This is a genomic window from Parabacteroides sp. ASF519 (assembly GCF_000364265.2).
GTDB lineage: Bacteria > Bacteroidota > Bacteroidia > Bacteroidales > Tannerellaceae > Parabacteroides > Parabacteroides goldsteinii.
The window spans coordinates 3,863,720-3,886,715 of record NZ_AQFV02000006.1; the positions used below are offsets into that span (position 1 = coordinate 3,863,720).

24 protein-coding genes are annotated in these 22,996 nt (G+C 43.5%); 17 read left to right on the forward strand and 7 right to left on the reverse strand.

The window, feature by feature from the left end:
• Positions 1-42: 42 nt before the first annotated feature.
• On the reverse strand, positions 43-1,224 hold the full coding sequence (locus tag C825_RS15165) for an MFS transporter (protein WP_010803088.1): 1,182 nt from the start codon (positions 1,222-1,224) through the stop codon (positions 43-45).
• A gap of 138 nt (positions 1,225-1,362) precedes the next feature.
• Here C825_RS15165 and C825_RS15170 point away from each other — a divergent pair, with 138 nt between their 5' ends.
• Complete coding sequence (locus C825_RS15170) at positions 1,363-2,067, forward strand: MgtC/SapB family protein (RefSeq protein WP_007656826.1); 705 nt, start codon at positions 1,363-1,365, stop codon at positions 2,065-2,067.
• Between the two features lie 4 nt (positions 2,068-2,071).
• Here C825_RS15170 and C825_RS15175 read toward each other — a convergent pair whose 3' ends face one another.
• The 3 genes from C825_RS15175 to serB are packed head-to-tail and all read right to left on the reverse strand — an operon-like array spanning position 2,072 to position 4,106.
• A complete protein-coding gene (locus C825_RS15175) occupies positions 2,072-2,545 on the reverse strand; it encodes a C-GCAxxG-C-C family protein (RefSeq protein WP_010803089.1) in 474 nt (157 codons plus the stop codon).
• A gap of 16 nt (positions 2,546-2,561) precedes the next feature.
• Positions 2,562-2,864, reverse strand: a complete 303-nt coding sequence (locus C825_RS15180; RefSeq protein ID WP_007656822.1) for a Dabb family protein — start codon at positions 2,862-2,864, stop codon at positions 2,562-2,564.
• Positions 2,865-2,879: 15 nt separating this feature from the next.
• Positions 2,880-4,106 (reverse strand): phosphoserine phosphatase SerB, encoded by a 1,227-nt coding sequence (gene serB, locus C825_RS15185; RefSeq protein ID WP_044214432.1) that lies wholly within the window; start codon positions 4,104-4,106, stop codon positions 2,880-2,882.
• A 155-nt stretch (positions 4,107-4,261) separates the two neighbouring features.
• Here serB and C825_RS15190 point away from each other — a divergent pair, with 155 nt between their 5' ends.
• From C825_RS15190 to C825_RS15200, 3 genes are all read left to right on the forward strand, one after another.
• Positions 4,262-4,783, forward strand: a complete 522-nt coding sequence (locus C825_RS15190; protein WP_007656815.1) for a hypothetical protein — start codon at positions 4,262-4,264, stop codon at positions 4,781-4,783.
• 420 nt (positions 4,784-5,203) lie between these two features.
• Positions 5,204-5,704 (forward strand): thioredoxin domain-containing protein, encoded by a 501-nt coding sequence (locus C825_RS15195; protein WP_007656814.1) that lies wholly within the window; start codon positions 5,204-5,206, stop codon positions 5,702-5,704.
• Between the two features lie 105 nt (positions 5,705-5,809).
• A complete protein-coding gene (locus C825_RS15200) occupies positions 5,810-8,113 on the forward strand; it encodes a family 20 glycosylhydrolase (RefSeq protein WP_010803091.1) in 2,304 nt (767 codons plus the stop codon).
• Between the two features lie 86 nt (positions 8,114-8,199).
• On the opposite strand, the gene C825_RS15205 is transcribed toward C825_RS15200, so the two are convergent.
• Complete coding sequence (locus C825_RS15205) at positions 8,200-9,573, reverse strand: aminopeptidase P family protein (RefSeq protein WP_007656811.1); 1,374 nt, start codon at positions 9,571-9,573, stop codon at positions 8,200-8,202.
• A gap of 114 nt (positions 9,574-9,687) precedes the next feature.
• Here C825_RS15205 and C825_RS15210 point away from each other — a divergent pair, with 114 nt between their 5' ends.
• The 6 genes from C825_RS15210 (at position 9,688) to C825_RS15235 (ending at position 13,595) form a co-directional block, all read left to right on the forward strand.
• Positions 9,688-10,032: a hypothetical protein gene (locus C825_RS15210; protein WP_007656807.1), complete on the forward strand. Its 345-nt coding sequence runs from the start codon at positions 9,688-9,690 to the stop codon at positions 10,030-10,032.
• A gap of 14 nt (positions 10,033-10,046) precedes the next feature.
• A complete protein-coding gene (locus C825_RS15215; protein ID WP_007656804.1) occupies positions 10,047-10,469 on the forward strand; it encodes an ATP-binding protein in 423 nt (140 codons plus the stop codon).
• 6 nt (positions 10,470-10,475) lie between these two features.
• Entirely contained in the window at positions 10,476-11,855 is a 1,380-nt protein-coding gene (locus tag C825_RS15220) for a [Fe-Fe] hydrogenase large subunit C-terminal domain-containing protein (protein WP_010803092.1), read from the forward strand.
• Positions 11,842-12,180 carry a DRTGG domain-containing protein gene (locus C825_RS15225; RefSeq protein ID WP_007656800.1) on the forward strand — a complete coding sequence of 113 codons (339 nt, stop codon included), beginning with the start codon at positions 11,842-11,844 and terminating at the stop codon, positions 12,178-12,180. The genes C825_RS15220 and C825_RS15225 overlap by 14 nt, the downstream gene beginning before the upstream one ends.
• A complete protein-coding gene (locus C825_RS15230; protein ID WP_010803093.1) occupies positions 12,177-12,920 on the forward strand; it encodes a PHP domain-containing protein in 744 nt (247 codons plus the stop codon). Before C825_RS15225 ends, C825_RS15230 begins: the two co-directional genes overlap by 4 nt.
• 150 nt (positions 12,921-13,070) lie before the next feature.
• The gene (locus C825_RS15235; protein ID WP_010803094.1) at positions 13,071-13,595 is read left to right on the forward strand and encodes a sensor histidine kinase; all 525 of its coding nucleotides are present in this window, start codon (positions 13,071-13,073) and stop codon (positions 13,593-13,595) included.
• A gap of 1 nt (position 13,596) precedes the next feature.
• On the opposite strand, the gene C825_RS15240 is transcribed toward C825_RS15235, so the two are convergent.
• Positions 13,597-14,991, reverse strand: coding sequence for an MltF family protein (locus C825_RS15240; protein WP_007656796.1), 1,395 nt, complete (start codon positions 14,989-14,991; stop codon positions 13,597-13,599).
• Positions 14,992-15,003: 12 nt separating this feature from the next.
• Positions 15,004-16,419: a 23S rRNA (uracil(1939)-C(5))-methyltransferase RlmD gene (rlmD, locus tag C825_RS15245; protein ID WP_010803095.1), complete on the reverse strand. Its 1,416-nt coding sequence runs from the start codon at positions 16,417-16,419 to the stop codon at positions 15,004-15,006.
• A 193-nt stretch (positions 16,420-16,612) separates the two neighbouring features.
• On the opposite strand from rlmD, the gene ppdK reads away from it, so the two are divergent.
• The 7 genes from ppdK (at position 16,613) to C825_RS15280 (ending at position 22,987) form a co-directional block, all read left to right on the forward strand.
• Positions 16,613-19,333, forward strand: coding sequence for a pyruvate, phosphate dikinase (gene ppdK / locus C825_RS15250; RefSeq protein ID WP_007656792.1), 2,721 nt, complete (start codon positions 16,613-16,615; stop codon positions 19,331-19,333).
• Between the two features lie 167 nt (positions 19,334-19,500).
• Positions 19,501-19,725: a hypothetical protein gene (locus C825_RS15255; RefSeq protein ID WP_007656790.1), complete on the forward strand. Its 225-nt coding sequence runs from the start codon at positions 19,501-19,503 to the stop codon at positions 19,723-19,725.
• A gap of 157 nt (positions 19,726-19,882) precedes the next feature.
• Positions 19,883-20,839: a fimbrillin family protein gene (locus C825_RS15260; protein WP_010803096.1), complete on the forward strand. Its 957-nt coding sequence runs from the start codon at positions 19,883-19,885 to the stop codon at positions 20,837-20,839.
• A gap of 214 nt (positions 20,840-21,053) precedes the next feature.
• The gene (locus C825_RS15265) at positions 21,054-21,452 is read left to right on the forward strand and encodes a LytTR family DNA-binding domain-containing protein (RefSeq protein WP_007656787.1); all 399 of its coding nucleotides are present in this window, start codon (positions 21,054-21,056) and stop codon (positions 21,450-21,452) included.
• Positions 21,442-22,095 carry an FHA domain-containing protein gene (locus tag C825_RS15270; RefSeq protein WP_007656786.1) on the forward strand — a complete coding sequence of 218 codons (654 nt, stop codon included), beginning with the start codon at positions 21,442-21,444 and terminating at the stop codon, positions 22,093-22,095. Before C825_RS15265 ends, C825_RS15270 begins: the two co-directional genes overlap by 11 nt.
• A gap of 137 nt (positions 22,096-22,232) precedes the next feature.
• Positions 22,233-22,475: a hypothetical protein gene (locus tag C825_RS15275; RefSeq protein ID WP_007656785.1), complete on the forward strand. Its 243-nt coding sequence runs from the start codon at positions 22,233-22,235 to the stop codon at positions 22,473-22,475.
• Positions 22,472-22,987, forward strand: coding sequence for an FHA domain-containing protein (locus C825_RS15280; protein ID WP_010803097.1), 516 nt, complete (start codon positions 22,472-22,474; stop codon positions 22,985-22,987). Before C825_RS15275 ends, C825_RS15280 begins: the two co-directional genes overlap by 4 nt.
• Positions 22,988-22,996: the final 9 nt, after the last annotated feature.

Sequence of the window (22,996 nt, forward strand, 5' to 3'; positions counted from 1 at the left end):
AGTCTCTCCGTTTTTTATTATTGGATATGGATAAGCGTATTTTTATATCTTCTTTGCGGATAATAAAGTAACCAATAGAGAAGCACAGCAAAGAAAGACTCCTACACCGGCAGTCCCGGCCCAGCCAAACAACTGCCAGGCGGTTCCGGAAAGAAAAGTACCCAACGAACCTCCGACAAAATAGGTTGTCATAAATATGGTATTGACCCGGTTGGAGGCGGCCGGGCATAATTCGAAAATACTGGATTGATTACTTAACTGGATGCATTGCATGCCAATATCTATAATAATTATGCCGGCTATGATAGAGGTATAAAAGTTTCCTCCGAAATAAAGTAATAACCAGGCTAGCAGTATCAAACCACATCCCCAGAAATTAAAAGCTCTGACTCCCACTTTCCTGACATATTTTCCAACCAACGAGGCCGACATGGCCCCGGCTACGCCGCAAAGTCCCAACATACCAACCACATCGCTGTTTGCAAAGAAAGGTGCTTGTCCCATTTTGAATGCCAGACACGACCACATAGCCAGAAAAGAGCCGAAAGCCAATCCTGACCGGACTGCATAAATCCGTAAAGCCGGATAATCCTTTACTAAGGATAGAAGAGATTTCATGAGGTCGGCGTATTTCCCTTTAAAAGTAGGGCGTATATCCGGCAAAACGGTAACCACTACGATGCTGCACACAACCATTAGTACGGCAGCAATGTAATACATTTCACGCCAGCCGAACAATTCTCCGACCACTCCGCTAATGACCCGTGAAACCAATATTCCGGATAGTAATCCTGAAACGACCAGCCCTACGTTACGTCCTTTGTTTTCCGGTTTTGAATAAATGGCGGCGATGGGTATGAATATCTGTGGTATTACCGAACAAATGCCTGTAAATAATGAAGCAGTCAGGATTATATGAATGTTGGGCGCTGTGGCAATGCATAAAAGTGAAAGTACCAAAAGAGCAAAATTGGTGACGATTATCTTTTTACGTTTATACATATCGGCCAGTGGCACAACGAATAACAATCCTAAAGCATAACCAATCTGTGTAACCATAGCAATCAGGTTGGTCGTAAATTCAGATACGTCGAGATCATGCCGTATCATATTTAAAAGAGGCTGGTTGTAATATAGATTGGCGACCGAAATACCGGCAACAATAGATAATGTCCAGAGGATCAAAGGTGGAAGTCCACCGTTTTCTTTCAATGTTTGTTTCATAAGCTGTCTTTTAAGCCGGCAAATTTACCCTAAATAATTGAAACGATAAAGCCTTTTTCTAAAGGGATACAGCTTTGGAAAAGTATATAGGGATATTCAAATAAATAGTTATATTTGCCAATAATAAAGAAGAAAAATATGATTGACCAAATTAATGATATATTACAGAATACAACTATAACTCCGACTACTGCGGCTGTGAAATTATTAGTCAGTTTCTTTTTAGGTGCGATTATCGGTGTGGAGCGCCAGTTTCGCCGTCGGGAAGCCGGAATGCGAACCTTTACACTGATCTGTATGGGGTCGGCAGCAGCTATGCTGATATCTATCTGGATACCGCAATGTTATCCTAACTTCCTGAATGGTGATCCCGGGCGTATTGCTGCCCAGGTACTTACCGGTATCGGTTTTTTGGGTGCCGGGGCTATTATGCAAAGCCATGGGAGTATTCATGGATTGACAACAGCGGCTTGTATCTGGGTTGTTGCCGTAATCGGTCTGGCCGTGGGAGCGGGGATGTATGTTCCGGCATTGATTGGGACAGGCCTTACATTAGTTATATTGGTTAGCCTTGAAAGACTTGAAAAAAGGATGTTCCTGAATGGGGTAAATAAGATCCTGACGATTATTTGTACGACCGCAACTCCTGATTTAAAGGCTGTCCGCAAAATACTTGAATCAAAGAACATTTATATTGTAAGTGTTTCCTTTGAATCTATTTATGAACAGAACAAGTCTATCATAACCTATAAAGTGAATGTGAAAGCCCAGTCGTCTTATATGAATTTATTCAGTGAGATCAGGACATTAGGATATGTTTCTCAAATAAGATTGATGGCCTGAGCCGTCAATCCAATTCGTTTTTCAGCATTCGTCCTGCTATACGGGCTGCATCTTCCACATATTTACTACAAGGACGTTTTGCATAATATTCAGCCGTTCTTGCAGAAGGTTGCGGAGCAGTCTGGCTGGCTTCTGCGGCAGGCAAAAGGCTGCGGCAAATGATCGTACCATGCTTTTCCTTGAACAGGTCGGACATTTTTTGAACCATTGCATAGTTCTTTGTTCGGGCTTCCTGATCCTGTTGGTCCAATACCGGATATTTGAATCCGGCCAGCATAGCCATGGCACTGACTGTTCCGCATACCTCCCGCATCCGGCCAACGCCACCACCAAAAGATACGGACATCTTCTTTGCCATTTCCAGGTTCAGTTCAAAAACATCCGAATAAGCCAGAAATACCGACTGCGCACAGTTGTATCCCGACTCAAAATTCTGAACGGCAATTTTTACACGTTCTTCAATATCAAACTCCTTCATAAAAGAGAAGTGTTATTTAGAATTCATAATCAACACATGCTCTGTCGGCTTTTACCGGGCCGATAATCCCTTTTGAAACAGCTACGTGTTCAGGGTGGTTGGCATATGTCTTTACATCTTCGAGCGAATCGAGTTCTGTAGTCAGGATAACGTCCCAGGTTTCTTCGGGGTTTATATTGAAATCGACACGGATCAAACGTAAAACATCGATCTTGTCGATCAACGCTTCCAGACCTGTTTTGATTTCCTGCATTTTTGCCAGTTTATCGGCAGGAGTTGCAAACTCCGTCAGCTTAAACATTACAATGTGTCTTACCATAAACGCTTTTATTAATTACATTTGTTCGTCCAAATAGGAATCTTTGTATCCCAGGAAATATAAAATACCATCCAGACCGATCGTGGAGATGGACTGCTTGGCTGTTTCTTTTACTTTTGGTTTGGCATGGAAAGCGATACCTAACCCGGCAATGCTGATCATCGGCAGGTCATTTGCCCCATCACCGACAGCTACGGTCTGACGGATATCGACATTCTCAACCTGAGCGATCAGGCGAAGTAGTTCTGCTTTCCGCTTGCCATCTACGATATCTCCGACATAACGTCCTGTCAGCTTTCCGTCTTCAACTTCAAGCTCATTGGCATATACATAATCAATATTGTATTTCTGTTTCAAGTAGTTACCGAAATAGGTGAATCCACCGGAGAGGATAGCGATCTTGAAACCAACCTTTTTGAGGATACGCATCAGACGGTCTACACCTTCCGTAATGGGCAGGTTTTCAGCAATCTCCTGCATAACGGAGACATCCAATCCTTTTAATAAGGCACAACGTTGGCGGAAACTTTCGCTGAAATCAATTTCTCCCCGCATGGCGGATTCGGTAATCGCTTTGACCTGGTCGCCGACACCGGCACGAACAGCCAACTCATCGATTACTTCAGTCTCAATAAGAGTTGAGTCCATATCGAAACAGATAAGGCGACGCATACGGCGATACATGCTGTCTTCTTGAAAAGAAATATCCATTACCTGTTCGGCCGAGAGCTTCATGAACTCTGCTTTCATCAACTCTTTGTCGCGAGGAGTTCCACGTACAGAGAATTCGACGCTGGCTTTGGGAGTACGGGCATCTTCATCCAAAGGAATACGGCCGGTCAGACGTTTGATGTCATCTATATTCATTCCCTGTTCGGCAACGATACGGGTTACGCCCGCTATCTGTCTTGCAGTTAACTTTCTTCCCAGAATAGTGATGATATAACGGTTCTTTCCCTGCATATCAACCCATTTCCTGTATTTTTGCTCCGTGATCGGATTAAAACGGATATTCACATCCAGCTCATAGCTTTTAAAAAGTAACTCTTTCAGGATATCTCCGGAATTACCTTCGCAACTCTGGAAAAGGATTCCCAGTGATAAGTTGTCATGGATATCAGCCTGGCCGATATCGAGAATCACTGCATTATTCTTTGCCAGTATCTCTGTCAGGGCGGCAGTAACCCCCGGACGGTCGGCTCCGTTTATATTTATCAGTATAATTTCGTCTTTTTGTCCCATGTTTTTTGTTTTATAAGGCAAAGGTAAATAAGTTATATGCAAATAATGGCATTTAGATAAACAAAAATTCAAATGGAATTGTTATTTTTACAGAGACGTTATATTTAATTTAGAACCTGGCAACCTTAATAAGTCCTGACTGGCAGGCAAATGAGATGAAGATTCAGTTTGAAATTAAGGAAAAGCTGCCTGAGATTATTGCCGAAGTACGGCATTCAGACAAATGGCAAACAACAGTAGTGGAAAAAACGCATGGACTGGAGAGGGTTACTATCAAAGACCCTAATTATGATTCAGAAGCTTGTATCGAGATCTGGGAACATGAGATTCACGTCCGTACGGCATGGTCAAATTACACCTACCGTGTTTTTAAACGGGGTGATTCTTGCTGGTGCGAGTATATCGGAGCCTACAGAGGACTGCTGGAGCAGACCTTACTCCCTACATTGACTCCTAAAATGAACATTCTTGATTCGGTAGTTATTGAAAGTTCGTTGACAGGTAATAAAAAAGAAACATTGCGAACCTACAGTTCGGAAAACCTCAAACTGAAGAACTTCCGTCGCGATAATTTCAAAGAAGAGTATAACAGAACATCATTACAGGACCATCCAACAATTGTTTACGATGAATATATCAAGGAAGGGATGCCGATGCCTTCGCCGTATGATGATTAGTAAAATAAAAAAGCCCGGTTTCAAGCCGGGTTTTTTATTTTCGGATTCTCTTTACCGGAAAGCGGCTGAATTAGGTTTAATTTGAAGAAAAGTGAAAGATTATTCGTATTTATCCCTGTGCCTAATCCTAAATTTATGTTATAAAGCAACCATTTTAGTGGATTTTCATGCGATAAAACATATAAAAAATCTTGCTTTTTAGTCGATTTATGTTATATCGTTTGGAGGTAAAGGTATTTTGCGCTTATCTTTGCCAGCGTTAAGAACAAGAATGTAGCTCTTTAGCGAAGGAGAAACGCTTGTTTACTTCCTGAAAATCAGGAGTCGGACATAAAGGATGGCAGACGAAAACCGCCCGCAGACCGGTAAGTAAGCTGTAGAAGAGTATCGTCCGATTAAGTTTAACGTAAATAATAAATTATGAAGGTAAGAGCTTATGTTCTCATTGTAACGGTTGCGTTGGCAACAATGTCATCCGGTACAAAAGAAGCAAGACCTACCGTGGGTACTAATCCTGGTGATCTGGCTCCGAGAATAGAGTCTTTGGGAGGCGAAAGTGATTTCAGTTTCCAAAATCATTCTGGACGTTACACGTTGCTGAATTTCTGGGCAGCTTACGATGCTGAATCGCGGGTCCGTAACGTTCAATTATGGAATGAAGTAAACAAACTAAGTTCAGACAAAATTGCCATGTATTCTGTTTCTCTCGACGAGAAAGAATCAATCTTTACCGAGACGGTAAAGGCAGATAGGCTTAGCGGCACAAAGCAATTTCATGAAGGACTTGGAAAAAAGTCAGCGTTGTATGGAAAGTTTAACCTACAGAAAGGTTTGAAGAACTTCCTGATTGACGACAAAGGAGTTATTATTGCAGCAAATGTTACTCCGGATAAACTGACTGACATTTTGAATAGAATTTAATCAGTAGATTATTATTTTAAAAAAGAGTTGTTCCGCCCAACGAGGAACAGCTCTTTTTTTGTATTTTTGTTTTCTAATTATTACCAAACAAATAAACACATTAAAATGTACAAACAGTTTATCGCAGCATGTTCCCTGACCGGAGCTTTAATGCTGAGTTCATGTTCACCCACGACCCCTGTGGCACATGATGTTTCTATTATTCCTATTCCCAAAGAGATTAAGAATGCCAATGGGCAGTTTACTTTGAAAGATGGCATGACAATTGGTGTGGCTGATAAGCAGTTATTGCCGGCTGCAAACTATCTTTCCGGCCTTTTATCCCGTTCAACCGGCTATATATATAATGTACGCGAGGGAGACGGTGATATATCTTTGGCTGTAAGTGATATTGCCGGTCAAAATGAAGGTGCCTATTCTTTGGACGTTACTTCCGGTAAAGTTCAGATCAAGGGAAATACCTATGGCGGTGTTATTTCCGGTATTGAATCTCTTCGCCAGCTTTTGCCGGCAGAGATAGAGTCGCCAGCGGTGGAAAAGGATATTAATTGGAGTGTTCCGGCTGTTCAGATCACTGATGCACCCCGTTTCGGTTGGAGAGGGTTGATGTTGGATGTTTCCCGTCATTTCTCTACTAAAGAAGAAGTGAAGGAACTGTTGGATATGATGGCTCTTTACAAACTGAACAAATTCCACTGGCATCTGACCGACGACCAGGGATGGCGTATCGAAATAAAGAAATACCCGTTGCTGACAGAGAAAGGGGCTTGGCGTACCTTTAACAATCATGACCGGGAGTGTATGAGATTAGCAAAAGAGCAGGATAATCCCGATTATGAAATTCCGGCTGAAAAGTTACGTATCACTCAGGGCGATACTTTGTATGGTGGTTTCTATACCCAGCAAGATATTAAAGAAATCGTTGAATATGCCGGTGTACGTGGTATCGATGTAGTTCCGGAAATAGACATGCCGGGACATATGCTGGCGGCGGTAAGTAATTATTCAGGTGTTTCTTGTTTTAATCAGACAGGGTGGGGAACGACTTTTTCTTCTCCGGTTTGTCCGGGTAAAGACTCGGCTCTTGAATTTTGTAAGAATGTTTATAGCGAAATCATTCCGCTTTTTCCTTATAAATATATCCATCTGGGAGCCGATGAAGTAGAAAAAACGAACTGGAAGAAATGTCCGGATTGCCAGAAGCGAATGAAAGATAACGGGCTGAAGACAGAAGAAGAGTTGCAGTCCTGGTTTGTTCATAACATGGAGAAGTTCTTTAATGATAACGGAAAAGAAATGATCGGCTGGGATGAAATCCTGGAAGGCGGTTTGTCTCCGACGGCAACAATTATGTGGTGGCGTACCTGGAGTCCGAATGCAGTTCCTGACGCAACGGCACAAGGCAACCATGCAATCATGACTCCGAATGCTAATTTCTATTTTGACTATCAGCAGGATAAAAATTCATTGTCCGGTGTATACAATTACAATCCGATGCTTGAATCGTTGAATGATGCACAGAAAGCATTGATTTTGGGTATACAGGCAAATCTCTGGTGCGAATATATCCCATCCCGCGAACGGATACAATATATGATTATGCCCCGTATGATGGCATTGGCAGAACTGGCCTGGAGCGATCCTTCCGTAAAAAGCTGGGATGGATTTAAAGAAAGACTGGTAAAGCAATTCCCGCGTTTGAATATCATGAATGTAAATTACCGTATGCCGGACCTGGAAGGATTCAACAACACAAATGCATTTATCGGTGAAGGTACAGTGGCAATTACTTGTCTTGATCCAAGTGTTGAAATCCATTATACAACGGATGGCAGCATCCCGACTTTGGAATCGCCTCAGTATAACGGTCCGATCAAGGTTACGGAAACGACAGACTTCACTTTCCGCTCTTTCCGTCCGAACGGTAAGAAAGGTGATATCGTGAAGACGCGTTACGTTAAGAGCGAATATGCTCCGGCTGCGGATGCTACACCTTCCAAGAAAGGTTTGCAGGCTGTATGGCATGAGTTTAAAGGTAACAAATGTGCCGATATTGATAATGCTCCGGTAAACGGTACGTATGAAATATCTGAAGTGACTATCCCGAAAGAAGTGAAAGGTAATATCGGTTTGGTCGTTACAGGATATTTCAATGCTCCGGAAGATGGTATTTATACTTTCAACCTGTTGTCTGACGATGGCAGTACATTGAAGATTAACGGAGAATTGGTTGTTGACAATGACGGGCCTCATTCACCCCGTGAAGTAACCGGACAGAAAGCATTGGCAAAGGGACTTCATCCGATTGAAGTTAAGTATTTCGACCATAATGGCGGTATGCTTCAGCTAAAGGTTTTGACGGCTGATGGCAAAGAACTGCCGGTTAATGCAGATATGTTTGCTTATTGATCAGGTAACGACTAGAAATATAAACGCCCCGTAAAGATTAGAGATGCTTTATGGGGCGTTTTGTTTTATATTCAACTATTTCTTATTTACCGCAGTGCTTCCACTTCTTCCGTGTGTAAAGGAATCTTTTTTCCTAACAGACGGGCACCGTCTTCTGTAATCAGATAATCTTCTTCGTTACGGATGCCGCTGAAGTCTTTGTAAGTTACCAGCTTTTCATAATTGATAAATTCGGTGAACTTATTCTGGCTTCTCCAAAGATCCATCAATTCAGGGATAAAGTAGACACCCGGCTCGATAGTAAGAACGAATCCCGGTTCCAGTTTACGTCCCAGGCGGAGAGACTTACGGCCGAACTCAGTACTCTTCGGTTGTCCGTCGTATCCCACATATACTTCACCCAGGTTTTCCATATCATGTACATCCAATCCCATCATGTGTCCCAGGCCACAAGGCATGAACATTGCATGAGCTCCGGCCTTTACAGCTTCCATCGGATCGCCTTTGACAAAACCAAGATCCTTCAAACCTTCCATAATGACTTTGCAGGATAGTTCGTACACATCGACGAAAGGAATACCTGGACGCAATGCTGCAACAGCCGCTTCGTGAGCCGCTACCTGAATATCATAAATATCTTTCTGGCGAGTCGTGAATTTGGAATCAGCCGGAATGGTAGAAGACATATCACCCGCATATCCCATTTCCGTTTCCGCACCGGCATCAAGCAGCAGCATATCACCACTCTTAATCATATTGCTATGGTCGTGGTTATGCAGCGTCTGCCCGTTGATCGTTGCGATAATGGGGAAGGAGAGTTGATAGTCATTCGCATAAGCCACTTCAGCCACGGCAGCAGCCACCTCACTCTCACGGATTCCCGGACGTACGGTGCGCATGGCAGTCAGATGCATGTCGGCAGTAACCACACAAGCCTTTTCGATTTCGACAATCTCTTCCGCAGTCTTATAATTACGCTGATTTACTACGCCGAAGATGAAAGGCACCGAAGGTTGTTCCGTTCCCGGCACGATACCCAGCCATTGGAACAGTTTGATCTGATGTTCCGCACGGTAAGTCGGCAGGTAATGGATACGCTGGCTTTTCTGTTGTGCTGCTTTCAGATACGATTCAATTTCCTTGAAGGGACGAACTTCGGTGATACCGGCTGCTTCGCTTTTCTCCTTCAGTGTCGGCTGAGTTCCCATCCATACGATTGCATCGATCGTCAGTTCGTCACCGAAAATGATTTCTTTATCATTGTCAATATCAATAATGGCGGACAGACCGGCATAAGGAAGCCCGAAGAAATACAGGAACGTGGAATCCTGGCGGAAGTGATAGGTGTTGTCTGCATAATTCATTCCCGACTCATCGTTTCCGAGGAAAAGCAACAGGCCTGAACCTATTGTCTGTTTTAGTTTGGCCCGGCGGCCCATATAGGTTTCTTTACTAAACATAAGAATAGAATTTTATTTATTGCTACCAAAGATAGTAATTAATATAGACTAACAGACATCTATTAAAAAATATTTCTTACATTGGCATCACGAAATTAAACCTTGCATGCGATTATGAAGATTCAGCAAATACAAGAACTTACCGATGCGACCGTGGCATGTGGAAACGATAAGCTGGGCCATGAAGTACAATGTGCTTTTGCCAGCGACCTGATGAGCGACGTTCTGACATTGTGCTGTGATGAAATGATTCTCATTACCGGACTTTGCAATTTGCAAACGATCCGTACAGCCGAAATGGCCGATGTCGATTGTATCCTTTTCGTCCGTGGCAAGAAAGCTACGCCGGAGATGTTGCAACTTGCGTCCGAGAACAATATGATCTTGCTTGAAACCTGTCATTCCATGTATCATGTGGCTGGCGAGTTGTATTGCAGCGGTCTTGTGCCGGTCTATTAAAGAAAGGAGAGGATATGCAGCTAACGTTTGAATTGGAAGGAGGAAACTTCTCGAAGGCCGGATATGCTTCCAGCCAGATAAAGAAGATACTGAAACAGTTATCGATCGATTCCCGTGTCATCAAGAGAGTGGTCGTGGCGCTCTATGAAGCGGAAGTGAACGTTGTTGCCCATGCCTGGCGCGGGAAAGTGGCGGCAGAACTGGATGCGGATAAGATTACGCTGACATTGAAAGATGAAGGTCCCGGCATTCCGGATATTCCGCAAGCCATGCAGGAAGGCTTTTCCACGGCTTCGCCGGCTGTGCGTGAAATGGGGTTTGGGGCAGGAATGGGATTGCCCAATATGAAAAAGAATGTAGACGAATTAACTATAGAGAGCGAGGTAGGCGTAGGAACAATCGTACGCATGGTTACCTGGTTCAGGAAAAAGGAGTAGAAGACCATGGAAGATACTAAATTTTATCATGCCCTGAAGATCGACAAGGAGCGGTGCATCGGTTGTACACATTGTATGACGAAATGCCCGACCCGTGCAGTCCGTATCCGGGATGGGAAAGCCGTAATCCGCAAAGACTGGTGTGTCGATTGCGGGGAATGTCTGAAAGCATGTCCGCCAGAAGCCATTTATGTGGAGCAGGACGACTTCCAGAAGATATTCGACTACGAATGCCGCGTGGCACTTGTTCCCACCGTTTTCATCGGACAGTTTTCCAAATATACGACGGAAGAAGAAATATTCAGCGCCTTGTATGAGTTGGGATTCACCCATGTCTACCAGGTTGAGTTTACGGCCGATATGATTCACCGTGAGATGCTCCGACAGATGGAACAGGCCGAAGAAAAGCCGGTGATCAGTTCTTTTTGTCCGGCGATTGTGCGACTGATACAAATTCGCTTCCCGGCTTTGGTCGATAATATCCTGCTGGTGAAAAGTCCGGTGAATGCAACTGCTACCTATTACCATCAGGTACTGACGGAGGAAGGTCATTCCCCGGATCAGATCGGCCTCTTTTATGTCACTCCCTGTGCCGCCAAGATTGCCGCCTTGAAAAGCGCTGACGGGTATTCGTCCACCATTAACGGCGTGATCAATATGGATACCCTATATAATAAGGTATACCATATCCTGCAAAACCGACCGAAAGGATATAAGCCGGATTGCGTGCTTCCGCCCGCCCTGACAAAGAAAGAAATGCGATGGAGTCAGACAGGAGGGGAGGCCAAACACTTCTCCGGCCGTTGCCTGGCCATCGACGAAATACATAATGTGATTGATTTCCTGGAACGTATGGAAACGACAACGGAGGTCCGTAATGTGGACTTCCTGGAACTCCGTGCCTGCGACCGCAGTTGTGCCGGAGGCGTATTGGCCGTTGCGAACCGCTTCCTTACGGCCGAACGGATCATGAAGCGTTCGATGAAACGTGATAAGGCACCGCTCATTTATGCCTCTGAACGATTGGGAGCATTGGCTTATTTGAAGCAGCACATCACAATCCGTCCGCTCCAACCCAACCCGAAGTTGCTTTATGACGGTTCCATCGAGGAAGTCCTGAAAAAGATGGAACAGGTGCGCCGTCTGATGTGTTATCTGCCGGGAATCGACTGTGGCGCTTGCGGAAACCCTAATTGCCAAAGTCTGGCAGAAGATATCGTCCGTCACGAGGCCCAGTTCAGTGACTGCATTTTCATGCAGCGCAATATGGAGAAGCATGGCAAACTGGATCAGGAGCATGCCTTCCGCCTCGTCGAAAAGATCTGGGGAAAAGATCGTTTAAATAAAGACTGTTATAAGAAAGGAGCTAAATATGAAGGTCAGTGATCTTGTAAAAGAATTGAATCTTACCGTTTTTTGCGGAGAAGAGAATCTGGATACGGTAATCAAAGGTGGCTATACCAGCGACCTGCTGAGTGATGTAATGGGACATATGGAAGAGGGTATGTTGTGGATCACCATGCAAACCCATCAGAATATTGTTGCCGTTTCCACGCTGAAGGATGCTGCCGCCGTCTTGATTGTCAATGGCGCTTCGCCGGATGAAGAAACATTGCAAAAGGGGAAGGACGAGGATATTCCTTTGTTGGGAACATCTCTTTCTGCTTTTGTTATCAGTGGAAAAGTGTATCAACTGTTACAGAACGGATGAATCTCTACCGGGCCGATCTACATATTCATACCTGCCTTTCGCCTTGTGGAAGCCTGGATATGAGTCCCACGGTCATTGTCGAAACGGCACTTGCCCGCGGATTGGATATCATTGCCATAACCGATCATAACACGACTTTGCAATGTCCTGAAATACAATCGTTGGGAGCTGAAGCCGGATTGACTGTCCTTGCCGGAGCCGAAGTCTGTACCCGTGAGGAAGCGCATTGCATTGCCCTTTTCGGAAGTGATGAAGCCCGTGCCGCTTTCCAGCAATATCTGGAGAAACATCTACCGCCTGTTCCCAATGATCCCGGCCGTTTCGGCGACCAGGTCTGGGTAAACCGGAAAGATGAGATAATGGGAGAGGCCCCGTACTTATTGCTTTCCGCACTCGACCAGAACGTCAATCAGGTGGCTGCATTTGTAAAGGAACTGGGCGGCCTTTTTGTTGCTGCGCATGTGGAGCGGCCTTCTTTCAGCCTGATCAGCCAGTTGGGATTTATTGATCCGTCATTATCGCTGGATGCAATAGAATATACGGATGCTTCCCGTTTCGCCCGGCTTTTGTCGGAGCAGAAGTATTTATCGAACTACACATCCTATCCGGCTTCCGATGCCCATTATCCGGAACAAATCGGGACTAAGCCCTGTTTGATACGGGCCGCTGCACCTTTATTCGAAAACATCAGGATGGCTTACGCCAAAAGTCAGGAACATTTAGTCTTTTCCTCCGCATAATTAAAATAGGAAGATATACTATACATAAATGTAAGGTATATTCTACATATAAGTAAGGCTATACTTGCCAATATGCAAGGCATGCCTTCCTTTTATAAAATAAAGGAGAAAAAAGTTTAATATTCAGCATATCAGGAAATAAATATCAGGATGAATACACTTACATTTCATATTACGGATATAGCATCAAACAGTGTTCGTGCCGGTGCGACTCGTATCTTATTGGATATTGCTATAAATGAGGAGAATACAACCATCCGTATTGCAGACAACGGTTGTGGAATGGATGCAGAGACGATTGCCCGGGTAACGGATCCGTTCTATACGACCCGTACGACCCGAAAGGTAGGTCTGGGAATCCCTTTCCTGATACAAAATGCGGAACAGACCGGAGGTTTTGTCAAGATAAGTTCCCAACCGGGGGTGGGGACGGAGGTTACAGCTTGTTTTATAACCGCTAACATTGATTGTCCTCCCTGGGGAGACCTTCCCGGAACATTCGCCATGTTGATAAGCGGCAATCCGGAAATTAATGTCCACTTTTCATATAAAAAGGGAGAACAGCTTTTTGAAGTGAGTACGGAAGAGTTGCGGACTGTCTTTGAAGATATACCGCTAAGTCATCCGAAAGTAATACTTGCCATAAAGGAGATGATTGCAGAGAATCTGGCGTGATTCAACTATGCTTAGTCTTACTCTTGTAGTAATTGTAACGTTCCATCACTTCACGCACATAATTGAATGTCTCCGAACCGCGGAGATATCCATGTTTGCAGACAGGGTCGTTATAGTATTCGGGATCGCTTTTCAGGCGGATATACTCGGCAACATTATCTTCCCAGACATTCGGGTTCTTTCCATACTTTTCGGCCAGGCGTTGAGCGTCATAGACATGTCCGATGCCGGCATTATAGGAGGCTAATGTAAACTTTATCTTTTCCTGCGGGTCGGTAATCTCGGAAAAGCCCTGGCGGAATTTACGCAGGCAATCTACACCTGTACGGATTCCGATATCCGGGTCTTTCAGTTCGTGGGGAGTAACACCAAGCGCTTTTGCCGTGTTCGGCATGATGCCCATCAGACCTTCGGCTCCTGCCCAGGATACGACGGAAGGGTTGAAATGGGATTCCTGATAGGAAATGGAGGCAAGCAGCTGCCAATCCCATCCGATGTTTTTGGCATGCCGACGGAACAAATCGTCATAAGGAGAAATATGCCCGTTCTTTACCGGGGGAAGATCTGCCGTTAACGGCTGCTTACCTAGCTCGAAATAACGTTTCACTACTGCCCGGTAGACGTGCGAGCCAGATTTATCCGATGCCCATGCATTGATCGCTTCGGCCAGTTGCGGACTGCTTTTACGAACCAGCCAGGAAGAACGCTGCATGAAGCTGACTTTCAGTGAGACATTGATATTCCAAAAGTAGGTCTTATTCAGACGAGCGATATTATCGTCACTGATGGTATAAGGAATTTCACCTTGCGAGACCATCGCTATCAGGTCTTCGGTTGTTACCGTGTCTTTCTTTATGTCTTTTATATGGATGCCGCCGCCTAATTCTTTATCCAGGTTTTTAAGGCGTTCGTAATACTTTGTATCGGGTTTCACATATACGTCTTTCCCGATTAGTTGGGTGACATCTTTAAGAATCGTATCGCCTTTGTTGGCACGCTGAACCAATACCTGGCTGGTGAGTTCTTCCCGTCCGCAGTAGAGATAATTTTCTTTCAGGTTATTGCTTACCTGGATGGGATAGGCAATAACGTCGGCTTCTCCGGCTTCGAGCATTTCGATCAGGCGGGTGGCATTTTCGGCCACTTTGATATTCAGCTTCAGTCCTTCGGAACGGGCAAAGTCTTTTATCAGGTCGTATTCGTAACCCATTGGCTCCATTTTATACTGGAAATAAGACGTGGAACTGTAGAGTGTGACAGCTGTGATTTCGCCCTGTGCCTTCAACTGGGGGAGGTCCATAGACACAAAATCGTCTTCCTTCTGCTCTTGCTTCTTGCCGGAACAGCTACTCAAAAGCAAAGTGATACACAAAAGGGAGACGATTTTCCTATACATTAATTATATATGTTACTTTTTCTTCTCTAATAAAACGACATTCTCCACATGATGTGTATGTGGGAACATATCGACCGGACGAACCTTCTTCACGTCGTACTTCACGCTAAGCAGGCTCAGATCGCGGGCCTGTGTTGCCGGGTTACAACTTACATAAACGATACGCCCCGGTTCGGCGAAAAGGATGGTGTCGATTACATCATCGTGCATCCCGGCACGTGGAGGATCAGTAATAATAACATCCGGACGGCCATGTTGGTTTATGAAATCTGCCGTCAGGATATCTTTCATGTCTCCGGCGTAGAACAGCGTATTGTCAATCTTATTCAAAGCCGAATTAACTTTGGCATCTTCGATTGCTTCCGGTACGTATTCGATGCCGATTACTTTCTTAGCCTGGCGGGAAACGAAGTTGGCAATCGTTCCGGTACCGGTATAAAGGTCGTAAACCATTTCATTACCAGTCAGTCCGGCAAACTCGCGGGCTACTTTATATAAGTTATAAGCCTGTTCACTGTTCGTCTGATAGAACGATTTCGGACCAACCTTGAACTGAAGGCCTTCCATCTCTTCAATGATATGGTCTTTACCACGGAATACCAGCACTTCCTGGTCGGTGATCGTGTCGTTGCACTTTTCGTTTATGACATATAATAAGGAAGTGATTTCCGGGAATTGTTCTGCCACATGAGACAGCAGGGCTTCGCGGTGTTCCTTATCTTCATGGTAGAATACGACAACCACCATCAGGTCGCCCGTCGATGCCGTACGTATCATTAATGTACGGATAAAACCTTCCTGGTTCCGCAGGTCGAAGAAAGGATATCCTTCGTGTGACAAGCAATATTCTTTGATGTAAAGGCGGATACGGTTGGAAATATCATTCTGCAACCAGCATTTGTGTATATCCAGCACTTTGTCGAACATGCCGGGAATATGGAAACCGACCCCGTTCATGCAATCGAAAGTGGCTCCGGATTTTACTTCTTCTTCTGTCAGCCATTTCTTGTTGGAGAATGTGAATTCGAGTTTATTCCGGTAGAAGGTGGTGCGTTCGGAACCCAATATAGGCAAAATCTCTTCCATTTCTATCTTTCCGATACGGGTGAGATTGTCTATAACCTGCTTATGTTTGTACTTCAACTGCGCTTCGTAGGGCAGATGTTGCCATTTGCAACCGCCGCAAACACCGAAATGTTCGCAAAAAGGAACGGCACGTTCCGGAGAATATTCGTGGAAGTACACTGCTTTACCTTCGGCATAACTGTTCTTTTTACGGGTGAGCTGGATGTCTACTACGTCGCCGGGAGCAACAAAAGGAACAAACACTACTTTCTCATTTACTCGTGCAATCGCCTTACCTTCAGCGGCTACGTCTGTAATTGTTACCTTTTCCAACAAGGGTAACTGCTTCTTATTTCTTGCCAATTTTATCTGAGTTTTAAATTTTTCCCACGCAAATGTACATATTTAGGTAATACGAATAATAAGGAATAGCTATAAAACACATAAAATTGTTTAACTTTCTATATCTTTCATACTCTGAAATAGCATATATTTGCAGCATTGCAATGTAGAGATAGCAAAACTGAAATCTAATAAACATAATACTGTCTGACACATGGAAAGAAAAAGAGTCTACACATTCGGAAATGGAAAAGCCGAAGGAAAAGCAGATATGAGAAATCTGCTGGGTGGTAAAGGTGCAAACCTTGCCGAAATGAATTTGATTGGGGTTCCGGTTCCTCCGGGATTCACTATCACAACAGAAGTTTGCTCGGAATATTATGAACTGGGCCAGGACAAAGTCGTAGAACTACTGAAGTCGGACGTTGAAAAAGCTATTGCTAATGTAGAAACGTTGATGAACTCCAAGTTCGGAGATGTAGAAAACCCGTTGTTGGTTTCTGTCCGTTCCGGAGCACGCGCTTCTATGCCGGGTATGATGGATACTATCCTGAACCTGGGATTGAACGACGAAGTAGTAGAAGGGTTGACACGTAAAACCGGTAACGCTCGTTTTGCATGGGACTCTTATCGCCGTTTTGTACAAATGTACGGTGATGTGGTTCTGGGTATGAAACCGACCAGCAAGGAAGACATCGATCCATTCGAAGCAATCATCGAAGAGGTGAAAGAAGCCAAAGGGGTGAAGCTGGACAACGAACTGACTGTCGACGACTTAAAGACATTGGTTACAAAGTTCAAAGCCGCAGTAAAGAAACAAACAGGAAGCGACTTCCCGACTTGTGCTTACGAACAGTTGTGGGGTGCTGTCTGTGCCGTATTTAACTCATGGATGAACGAACGTGCTATCCTGTACCGCCAGATGGAAGGTATTCCGGCAGAGTGGGGAACAGCCGTAACTGTTCAGGCTATGGTATTCGGTAATATGGGTGAAACTTCCGCTACCGGTGTATGTTTCTCTCGTGACGCCGGTAACGGTGAAGACTTGTTCAACGGTGAATACCTGATTAATGCACAGGGTGAAGACGTTGTGGCCGGTATCCGTACTCCGCAGCAGATCACTAAAATCGGTTCACAGCGTTGGGCTGAACGTGCCGGTATTCCTGAAGAAGAAAGAGCTGCCAACTATCCTTCAATGGAAGAGGCTATGCCTGAGATCTATAAGGAACTGGATGCTTTGCAGACGAAACTGGAAAATCATTACCGCGACATGCAGGATATGGAATTTACCGTACAGGAAGGTAAACTGTGGTTCCTTCAGACTCGTAACGGTAAACGTACCGGTGCTGCTATGGTAAAGATTGCTATGGATCTGTTGCATCAGGGAATGATTGACGAAAAGACAGCTCTGGCACGTATCGAACCGAATAAACTGGATGAATTGCTTCACCCGGTATTTAATAAGGCTGCGCTGAAGAAGGCTAAAGTATTGGTAAAAGGTTTACCTGCATCTCCGGGTGCTGCTACCGGCCAGATTGTATTTTTTGCCGACGACGCTGCTGAATGGCATGCTGCCGGAAAACAGGTTGTTCTTGTGCGTATCGAAACATCTCCGGAAGACTTGGCCGGTATGGCTGTTGCCGAAGGTATCCTGACAGCTCGTGGAGGTATGACTTCTCATGCAGCCGTTGTTGCCCGTGGTATGGGTAAATGCTGCGTATCGGGAGCCGGTGGTTTGAATATCGACTATAAGAAAAAAACAATCGAAGTAGGAGGTATCACGCTGAAAGAAGGTGACTTCCTGTCTATCAACGGTTCTACCGGAGAAATCTTTGAAGGACAAATCGAAACGCAGGCTGCTGAATTGTCGGATGATTTCGCTGAATTAATGAAGCTGGCCGATAAATATACCAAACTTCAGGTTCGCACAAATGCAGATACTCCTCATGATGCAGAGATTGCCCGTGCATTCGGAGCAAGCGGTATCGGATTATGCCGTACGGAACACATGTTCTTCGAAGGCGAAAAGATCAAAGCAATGCGTGAAATGATCCTGGCGGAAGATGCCGAAGGACGTAAGAATGCATTGAAGAAGATTCTGCCTTATCAGCAAGCAGACTTCAAGGGTATCTTCAAGGCTATGCATGATCTGCCTGTTACCGTTCGTCTGCTCGATCCTCCTTTGCACGAATTTGTTCCTCACGATCAGAAAGGTCAGGAAGAAATGGCTGAAGCAATGGGTATCTCCGTAAAAGAAATTCAGCAGCGTGTTGAATCGCTTTGCGAACATAACCCGATGTTGGGCCACCGTGGTTGCCGTCTGGGTAATACATATCCTGAAATCACTGAAATGCAGACACGCGCTATTTTAGGTGCTGCGTTGGAATTGAAGAAAGAAGGTATTGTGGCTAAACCGGAAATTATGGTTCCGCTGACCGGTATTCTGTATGAATTTAAAGAACAGGAAAAGGTAATCCGTGCTGCTGCTGAAAAGTTATTTGCCGAAGTAGGAGACCGTATCGACTTTAAAGTAGGTACAATGATCGAAATTCCTCGTGCAGCCTTGACTGCCGACCGTATCGCTTCTTCTGCCGAGTTCTTCTCATTCGGAACAAACGACTTGACTCAGATGACATTCGGTTATTCCCGTGACGACATCGCTTCCTTCCTGCCGATTTATCTGGAAAAGAAGATTCTGAAGGTAGACCCGTTCCAGGTATTAGACCAGAATGGAGTAGGTCAGCTGGTAAGAATGGCTACGGAAAAAGGACGTGCTATCCGTCCGGATCTGAAATGTGGTATTTGTGGTGAGCATGGTGGCGAACCGTCTTCAGTTAAGTTCTGCCACAAAGTTGGTTTGAATTATGTATCATGTTCTCCGTTCCGTGTGCCTATTGCTCGTGTTGCCGCAGCACAGGCCGCTATTGAGGATTGATCTGAAAAAATAATAAATAATGCGATTAAGAAGGGTATTTTTTTTGAATATCCTTCTTAATTCGTTTTAAAATGTACGTATTATTGGTTATTTATTTCTTTATTTTCAAATAATAATTACTTTTGTACTAATGATTTTATATTATCCATTAATGTATAAAGAATTATATGGCACGTACAGTAAATTATTCAAAGAAGATTGGGAAAATTAAAGCTCAGTTGGATGAGCTAGTTAAGGACATTGAAAATGGTTCTAAGAAAGGAGAAGAAGTTGTAGAACAGAAAACAAAGACTAAGATTTCTGATATCGATTTCGAAACTGAGGACCTGGCTACCTTAATGAAAATTCAGACGCGTTTAGTGCGCGCAATTAATGCAAAAATGAAGAATTAAATCGAATGCAGGTTTTATACCTTCGATAAAAGAGGGATATTCCATCCAATGGAGTATCTCTCTTTTTTTATTAAATAAGATCATATCCGCCACTCATTTGAACCAAAAGAGGTTTTAAAATGTATTATATAGACGAATAATTATAAAATGGCTGGTTATGGAAACTAAATTACTCAAAACAACACAATTGCTGGTATTTATCTATGTGATTTTCTTCTTTGCCGGATGTTCCAAAAACACAATAATCCTGGAGGTCGGTGATGAGAATAAACCTTCGGGAGGGAATAATACGGAAGGAACTAATCTGGTGACCTTCAATGCTTCAATTGAAGGTCGTAATTTGATGACACGTGCAATGTCACCCATGAATCAGGGAATAAAAAGCAAAGTATTAGTATTTGAACCCTCTACCCAAAACGGGACAAAAGGAACTCCTTCGGCACAGGGATTATACATCACTTCTGCTCCCGGAGTATTAACCGGAGTGGATGGATATAAAATGTATCTGGGAAACGGCATTTTTGACTTTTATGCAGTATCGGATAATTTTTCTACTATACCGCCTACATTCTCGGCCGGAAAATCGGAACCTTTATTCAATGGGATCGATTACCTTTGGTGGCATAATCCGAATCTGGATGTGGCAAGTTCACAGATCAATATACCGATTGTCTATTTGCATGCAGCGACACAAGTAGTTATTGAAATATCGGAAGGAGAAAGTATTCGATTAAACAAATTAATTTCAGCAACGATCACTCCGCCGGAACCGGGAGCAAGCATGGATTTGGCAACGGGAACCATACCTCCGGCAACTACATTCGACAGACCAGACAAAATGGGTATAAATGGTTTTCTGGCTCAGTATATCATGCTTCCGCTGGAAACATCCGAACCGATGTCTTTGACTTTGGAGATAATGGCAAACGGAGAAAGTGCATCACGAATTTATACCGTTGATGTTCCTGTTCCCGACGGTGCATTAAAAGCCGGTAATTCATATTTATTTAGTGCAATAATCGATGGAAACACCGTTACATTTTCAAGTGTGAATGTAAAAAACTGGACTGAAGTTGATGAAACAGGCAATCCTCTTTATCCTACTTTGGAGTGAGATTTGTTTCCTATTTTAAATTATACCTGCAAAAGCATTGAAATTTAACATAAACTTATTCCAGGCAAAATGCTTAGTATTTAGGAATGAAAGAGGAATATTTGTGAAAAATATTCCTCTTCCCATTTATATTTCTTTATAAAATATAGCCGGGGTAAAGATAAAATGCCGTATATTTGTTACTTGATGAAAATTAAAAAAACAATATCAACGTATGGAGCGGTATTTAATAATTAAGACGAGGGATGAGTTGTTACGGATAAAGATAGGGCAGATACTCTACTTTGAAGCTGATAGAAATTATACTAAATTACTATTATCCAATGGAATCCAGTTTACGTTTGCGATTAATATCGGTAAGATAGAAGAGATACTGGAGAAGCAGGTAGAGGGATGCAACAAGATATTAATGAGAGTAGGAAAAAGTCACATCATCAATAAAAATCATATCCTGCAAATCAATTTACCCAAGCAAAAACTGTTATTATTGACAGAAGAAGGCAAGCCCAGGGAACTTATAATATCCAAAGATCCTTTAAAAGTACTAAAAGAATCGCTGGAAAAGGAAATGGGTAAACCGGAAGAACCAAAGGAAGTGAAAGATGAAGATTAAAATCGGTAAAGCTGAAGATAATGATTTTATAGTGAATGATCCTCATGTTAGCAGACATCATGCTTGTCTGGTTCGTGAGGATCATGGCTGTTGGTTGTTGGAAGATCTCGGCTCTACTAACGGAACTTTCGTCAATGGTTCACAGATCGTCAAGAAACGTATTACACCAACGGACAAGATTATTCTTGGTACCGGGTATGTGCTGAACTTGACTGAAGCGCTTAAATATAATAATGATTATAGTGAAGAGTTTGCTGCACTGAAGAAAGTGTATGACGATTATGTTCAAGAAAAAGTTAAGATACAGTCGGCTAACCAGTTTAAAACCAGATTATTCCAGTCTCTTCCTTTTGCGCTGCCCGGTGTGATAGGCGTTGTGATCGGATTTCTGGGCAAAGGAAGTCCGGAGTTCTTGGCTATAAGTTTGTTTATAACTATCTGTGCCCCGACGATAGGCATTTACCTGGGTGCAAAGCAGGCATCCAAGACTCCTCAACAGCTTCAGGACATTGCAAACCGGTTTAAAATAGACTATGTATGTCCTAAATGCGGTACTTTTCTGGGGGAAATTCCCTGGGAATCTCTGAGGAACAGGAAACAATGTCCTGTTTCTTCCTGTAAAGCAAAGTGGGTCAGTGAATAAGTTGTTTCGTATCTCAAAAGCGGACAGTTTGTACATAAAACCCAAACCTTTGATTATAAGAGAATATTAGATGTTAATTTAATCCATTACTTTTCCTACTTTTGTTTCCAGAAAGAATAATTTTAATTCAAACCAGTATGCAAGAGGAGGAATACACATTTGTTACACTAGACAGTGACGACTCCGTATTTAGTGATGCGGTAGTTGTAGATGTGGATGGGGAAAACGATTTATCTGGTATCGTAATGATTGATGACGATAATATGGATGTTTCAGATTTTATTACATTATCTGACGACACAATATTCTTGTCGGATGCAGACGTGCATGATACTTTCTCAACTGATATCGACGGAGCAGATTTATCATTTATGCTATGATTTCAGTTAAATGTCCACATTGTCACGTAGGATTAAAGGTAGACGAGGGGAAACTTCCCCTCGATCTGACCTCCTTTAAATGTCCGAAGTGTAAACAACCGATTCCTGTCTCTTTGCTTCAACTGGGAAAACAAGGACTTGATGCGGATCAGGATACAATTCTTGTCAATCCGGTTTCGAATGGTACGGGACAGCTTACAGTTGTTGGAGATTCGGCTACACCGGAACAAATTTTCCCTCTCAATGAAGGTATTGCAATCATCGGTCGTAAATCTAACGCTTCGAACGCTACAATAGGAATTGCAACGGCTGATAAGTCGATGAGCAGGGAGCATATACGAATAGAAGTTAAAAAAGACCCGAAAGGAGGGTATAAACATTTTCTTTCTGACAATAATAGTAAAAACCATACGTTATATAATAGCAATTACCTTGAAAATGGAGAGGTCGTAGTGCTTAAGAACAATGACGAGATCATTATCGGCCATACGGTTCTCCGCTTTAATGAATAAAATCTGTTC

What these genes read in the sequence shown, in the direction of transcription:
- C825_RS15230 (WP_010803093.1), top strand. Translation starts at nt 12,177, where the DNA reads ATGAATCTCTACCGGGCCGATCTACATATTCATACCTGCCTTTCGCCT.
- C825_RS15180 (WP_007656822.1), bottom strand. Translation starts at nt 2,864, where the DNA reads ATGGTAAGACACATTGTAATGTTTAAGCTGACGGAGTTTGCAACTCCT.
- C825_RS15280 (WP_010803097.1), top strand. Translation starts at nt 22,472, where the DNA reads ATGATTTCAGTTAAATGTCCACATTGTCACGTAGGATTAAAGGTAGAC.
- C825_RS15235 (WP_010803094.1), top strand. Translation starts at nt 13,071, where the DNA reads ATGAATACACTTACATTTCATATTACGGATATAGCATCAAACAGTGTT.
- C825_RS15165 (WP_010803088.1), bottom strand. Translation starts at nt 1,224, where the DNA reads ATGAAACAAACATTGAAAGAAAACGGTGGACTTCCACCTTTGATCCTC.
- C825_RS15270 (WP_007656786.1), top strand. Translation starts at nt 21,442, where the DNA reads ATGAAGATTAAAATCGGTAAAGCTGAAGATAATGATTTTATAGTGAAT.
- C825_RS15255 (WP_007656790.1), top strand. Translation starts at nt 19,501, where the DNA reads ATGGCACGTACAGTAAATTATTCAAAGAAGATTGGGAAAATTAAAGCT.
- C825_RS15190 (WP_007656815.1), top strand. Translation starts at nt 4,262, where the DNA reads ATGAAGATTCAGTTTGAAATTAAGGAAAAGCTGCCTGAGATTATTGCC.
- C825_RS15195 (WP_007656814.1), top strand. Translation starts at nt 5,204, where the DNA reads ATGAAGGTAAGAGCTTATGTTCTCATTGTAACGGTTGCGTTGGCAACA.
- C825_RS15265 (WP_007656787.1), top strand. Translation starts at nt 21,054, where the DNA reads ATGGAGCGGTATTTAATAATTAAGACGAGGGATGAGTTGTTACGGATA.
- C825_RS15205 (WP_007656811.1), bottom strand. Translation starts at nt 9,573, where the DNA reads ATGTTTAGTAAAGAAACCTATATGGGCCGCCGGGCCAAACTAAAACAG.
- C825_RS15175 (WP_010803089.1), bottom strand. Translation starts at nt 2,545, where the DNA reads ATGAAGGAGTTTGATATTGAAGAACGTGTAAAAATTGCCGTTCAGAAT.
- C825_RS15220 (WP_010803092.1), top strand. Translation starts at nt 10,476, where the DNA reads ATGGAAGATACTAAATTTTATCATGCCCTGAAGATCGACAAGGAGCGG.
- C825_RS15275 (WP_007656785.1), top strand. Translation starts at nt 22,233, where the DNA reads ATGCAAGAGGAGGAATACACATTTGTTACACTAGACAGTGACGACTCC.
- C825_RS15215 (WP_007656804.1), top strand. Translation starts at nt 10,047, where the DNA reads ATGCAGCTAACGTTTGAATTGGAAGGAGGAAACTTCTCGAAGGCCGGA.
- C825_RS15225 (WP_007656800.1), top strand. Translation starts at nt 11,842, where the DNA reads ATGAAGGTCAGTGATCTTGTAAAAGAATTGAATCTTACCGTTTTTTGC.
- C825_RS15200 (WP_010803091.1), top strand. Translation starts at nt 5,810, where the DNA reads ATGTACAAACAGTTTATCGCAGCATGTTCCCTGACCGGAGCTTTAATG.
- C825_RS15240 (WP_007656796.1), bottom strand. Translation starts at nt 14,991, where the DNA reads ATGTATAGGAAAATCGTCTCCCTTTTGTGTATCACTTTGCTTTTGAGT.
- C825_RS15260 (WP_010803096.1), top strand. Translation starts at nt 19,883, where the DNA reads ATGGAAACTAAATTACTCAAAACAACACAATTGCTGGTATTTATCTAT.
- C825_RS15170 (WP_007656826.1), top strand. Translation starts at nt 1,363, where the DNA reads ATGATTGACCAAATTAATGATATATTACAGAATACAACTATAACTCCG.
- C825_RS15210 (WP_007656807.1), top strand. Translation starts at nt 9,688, where the DNA reads ATGAAGATTCAGCAAATACAAGAACTTACCGATGCGACCGTGGCATGT.
- serB (WP_044214432.1), bottom strand. Translation starts at nt 4,106, where the DNA reads ATGGGACAAAAAGACGAAATTATACTGATAAATATAAACGGAGCCGAC.
- ppdK (WP_007656792.1), top strand. Translation starts at nt 16,613, where the DNA reads ATGGAAAGAAAAAGAGTCTACACATTCGGAAATGGAAAAGCCGAAGGA.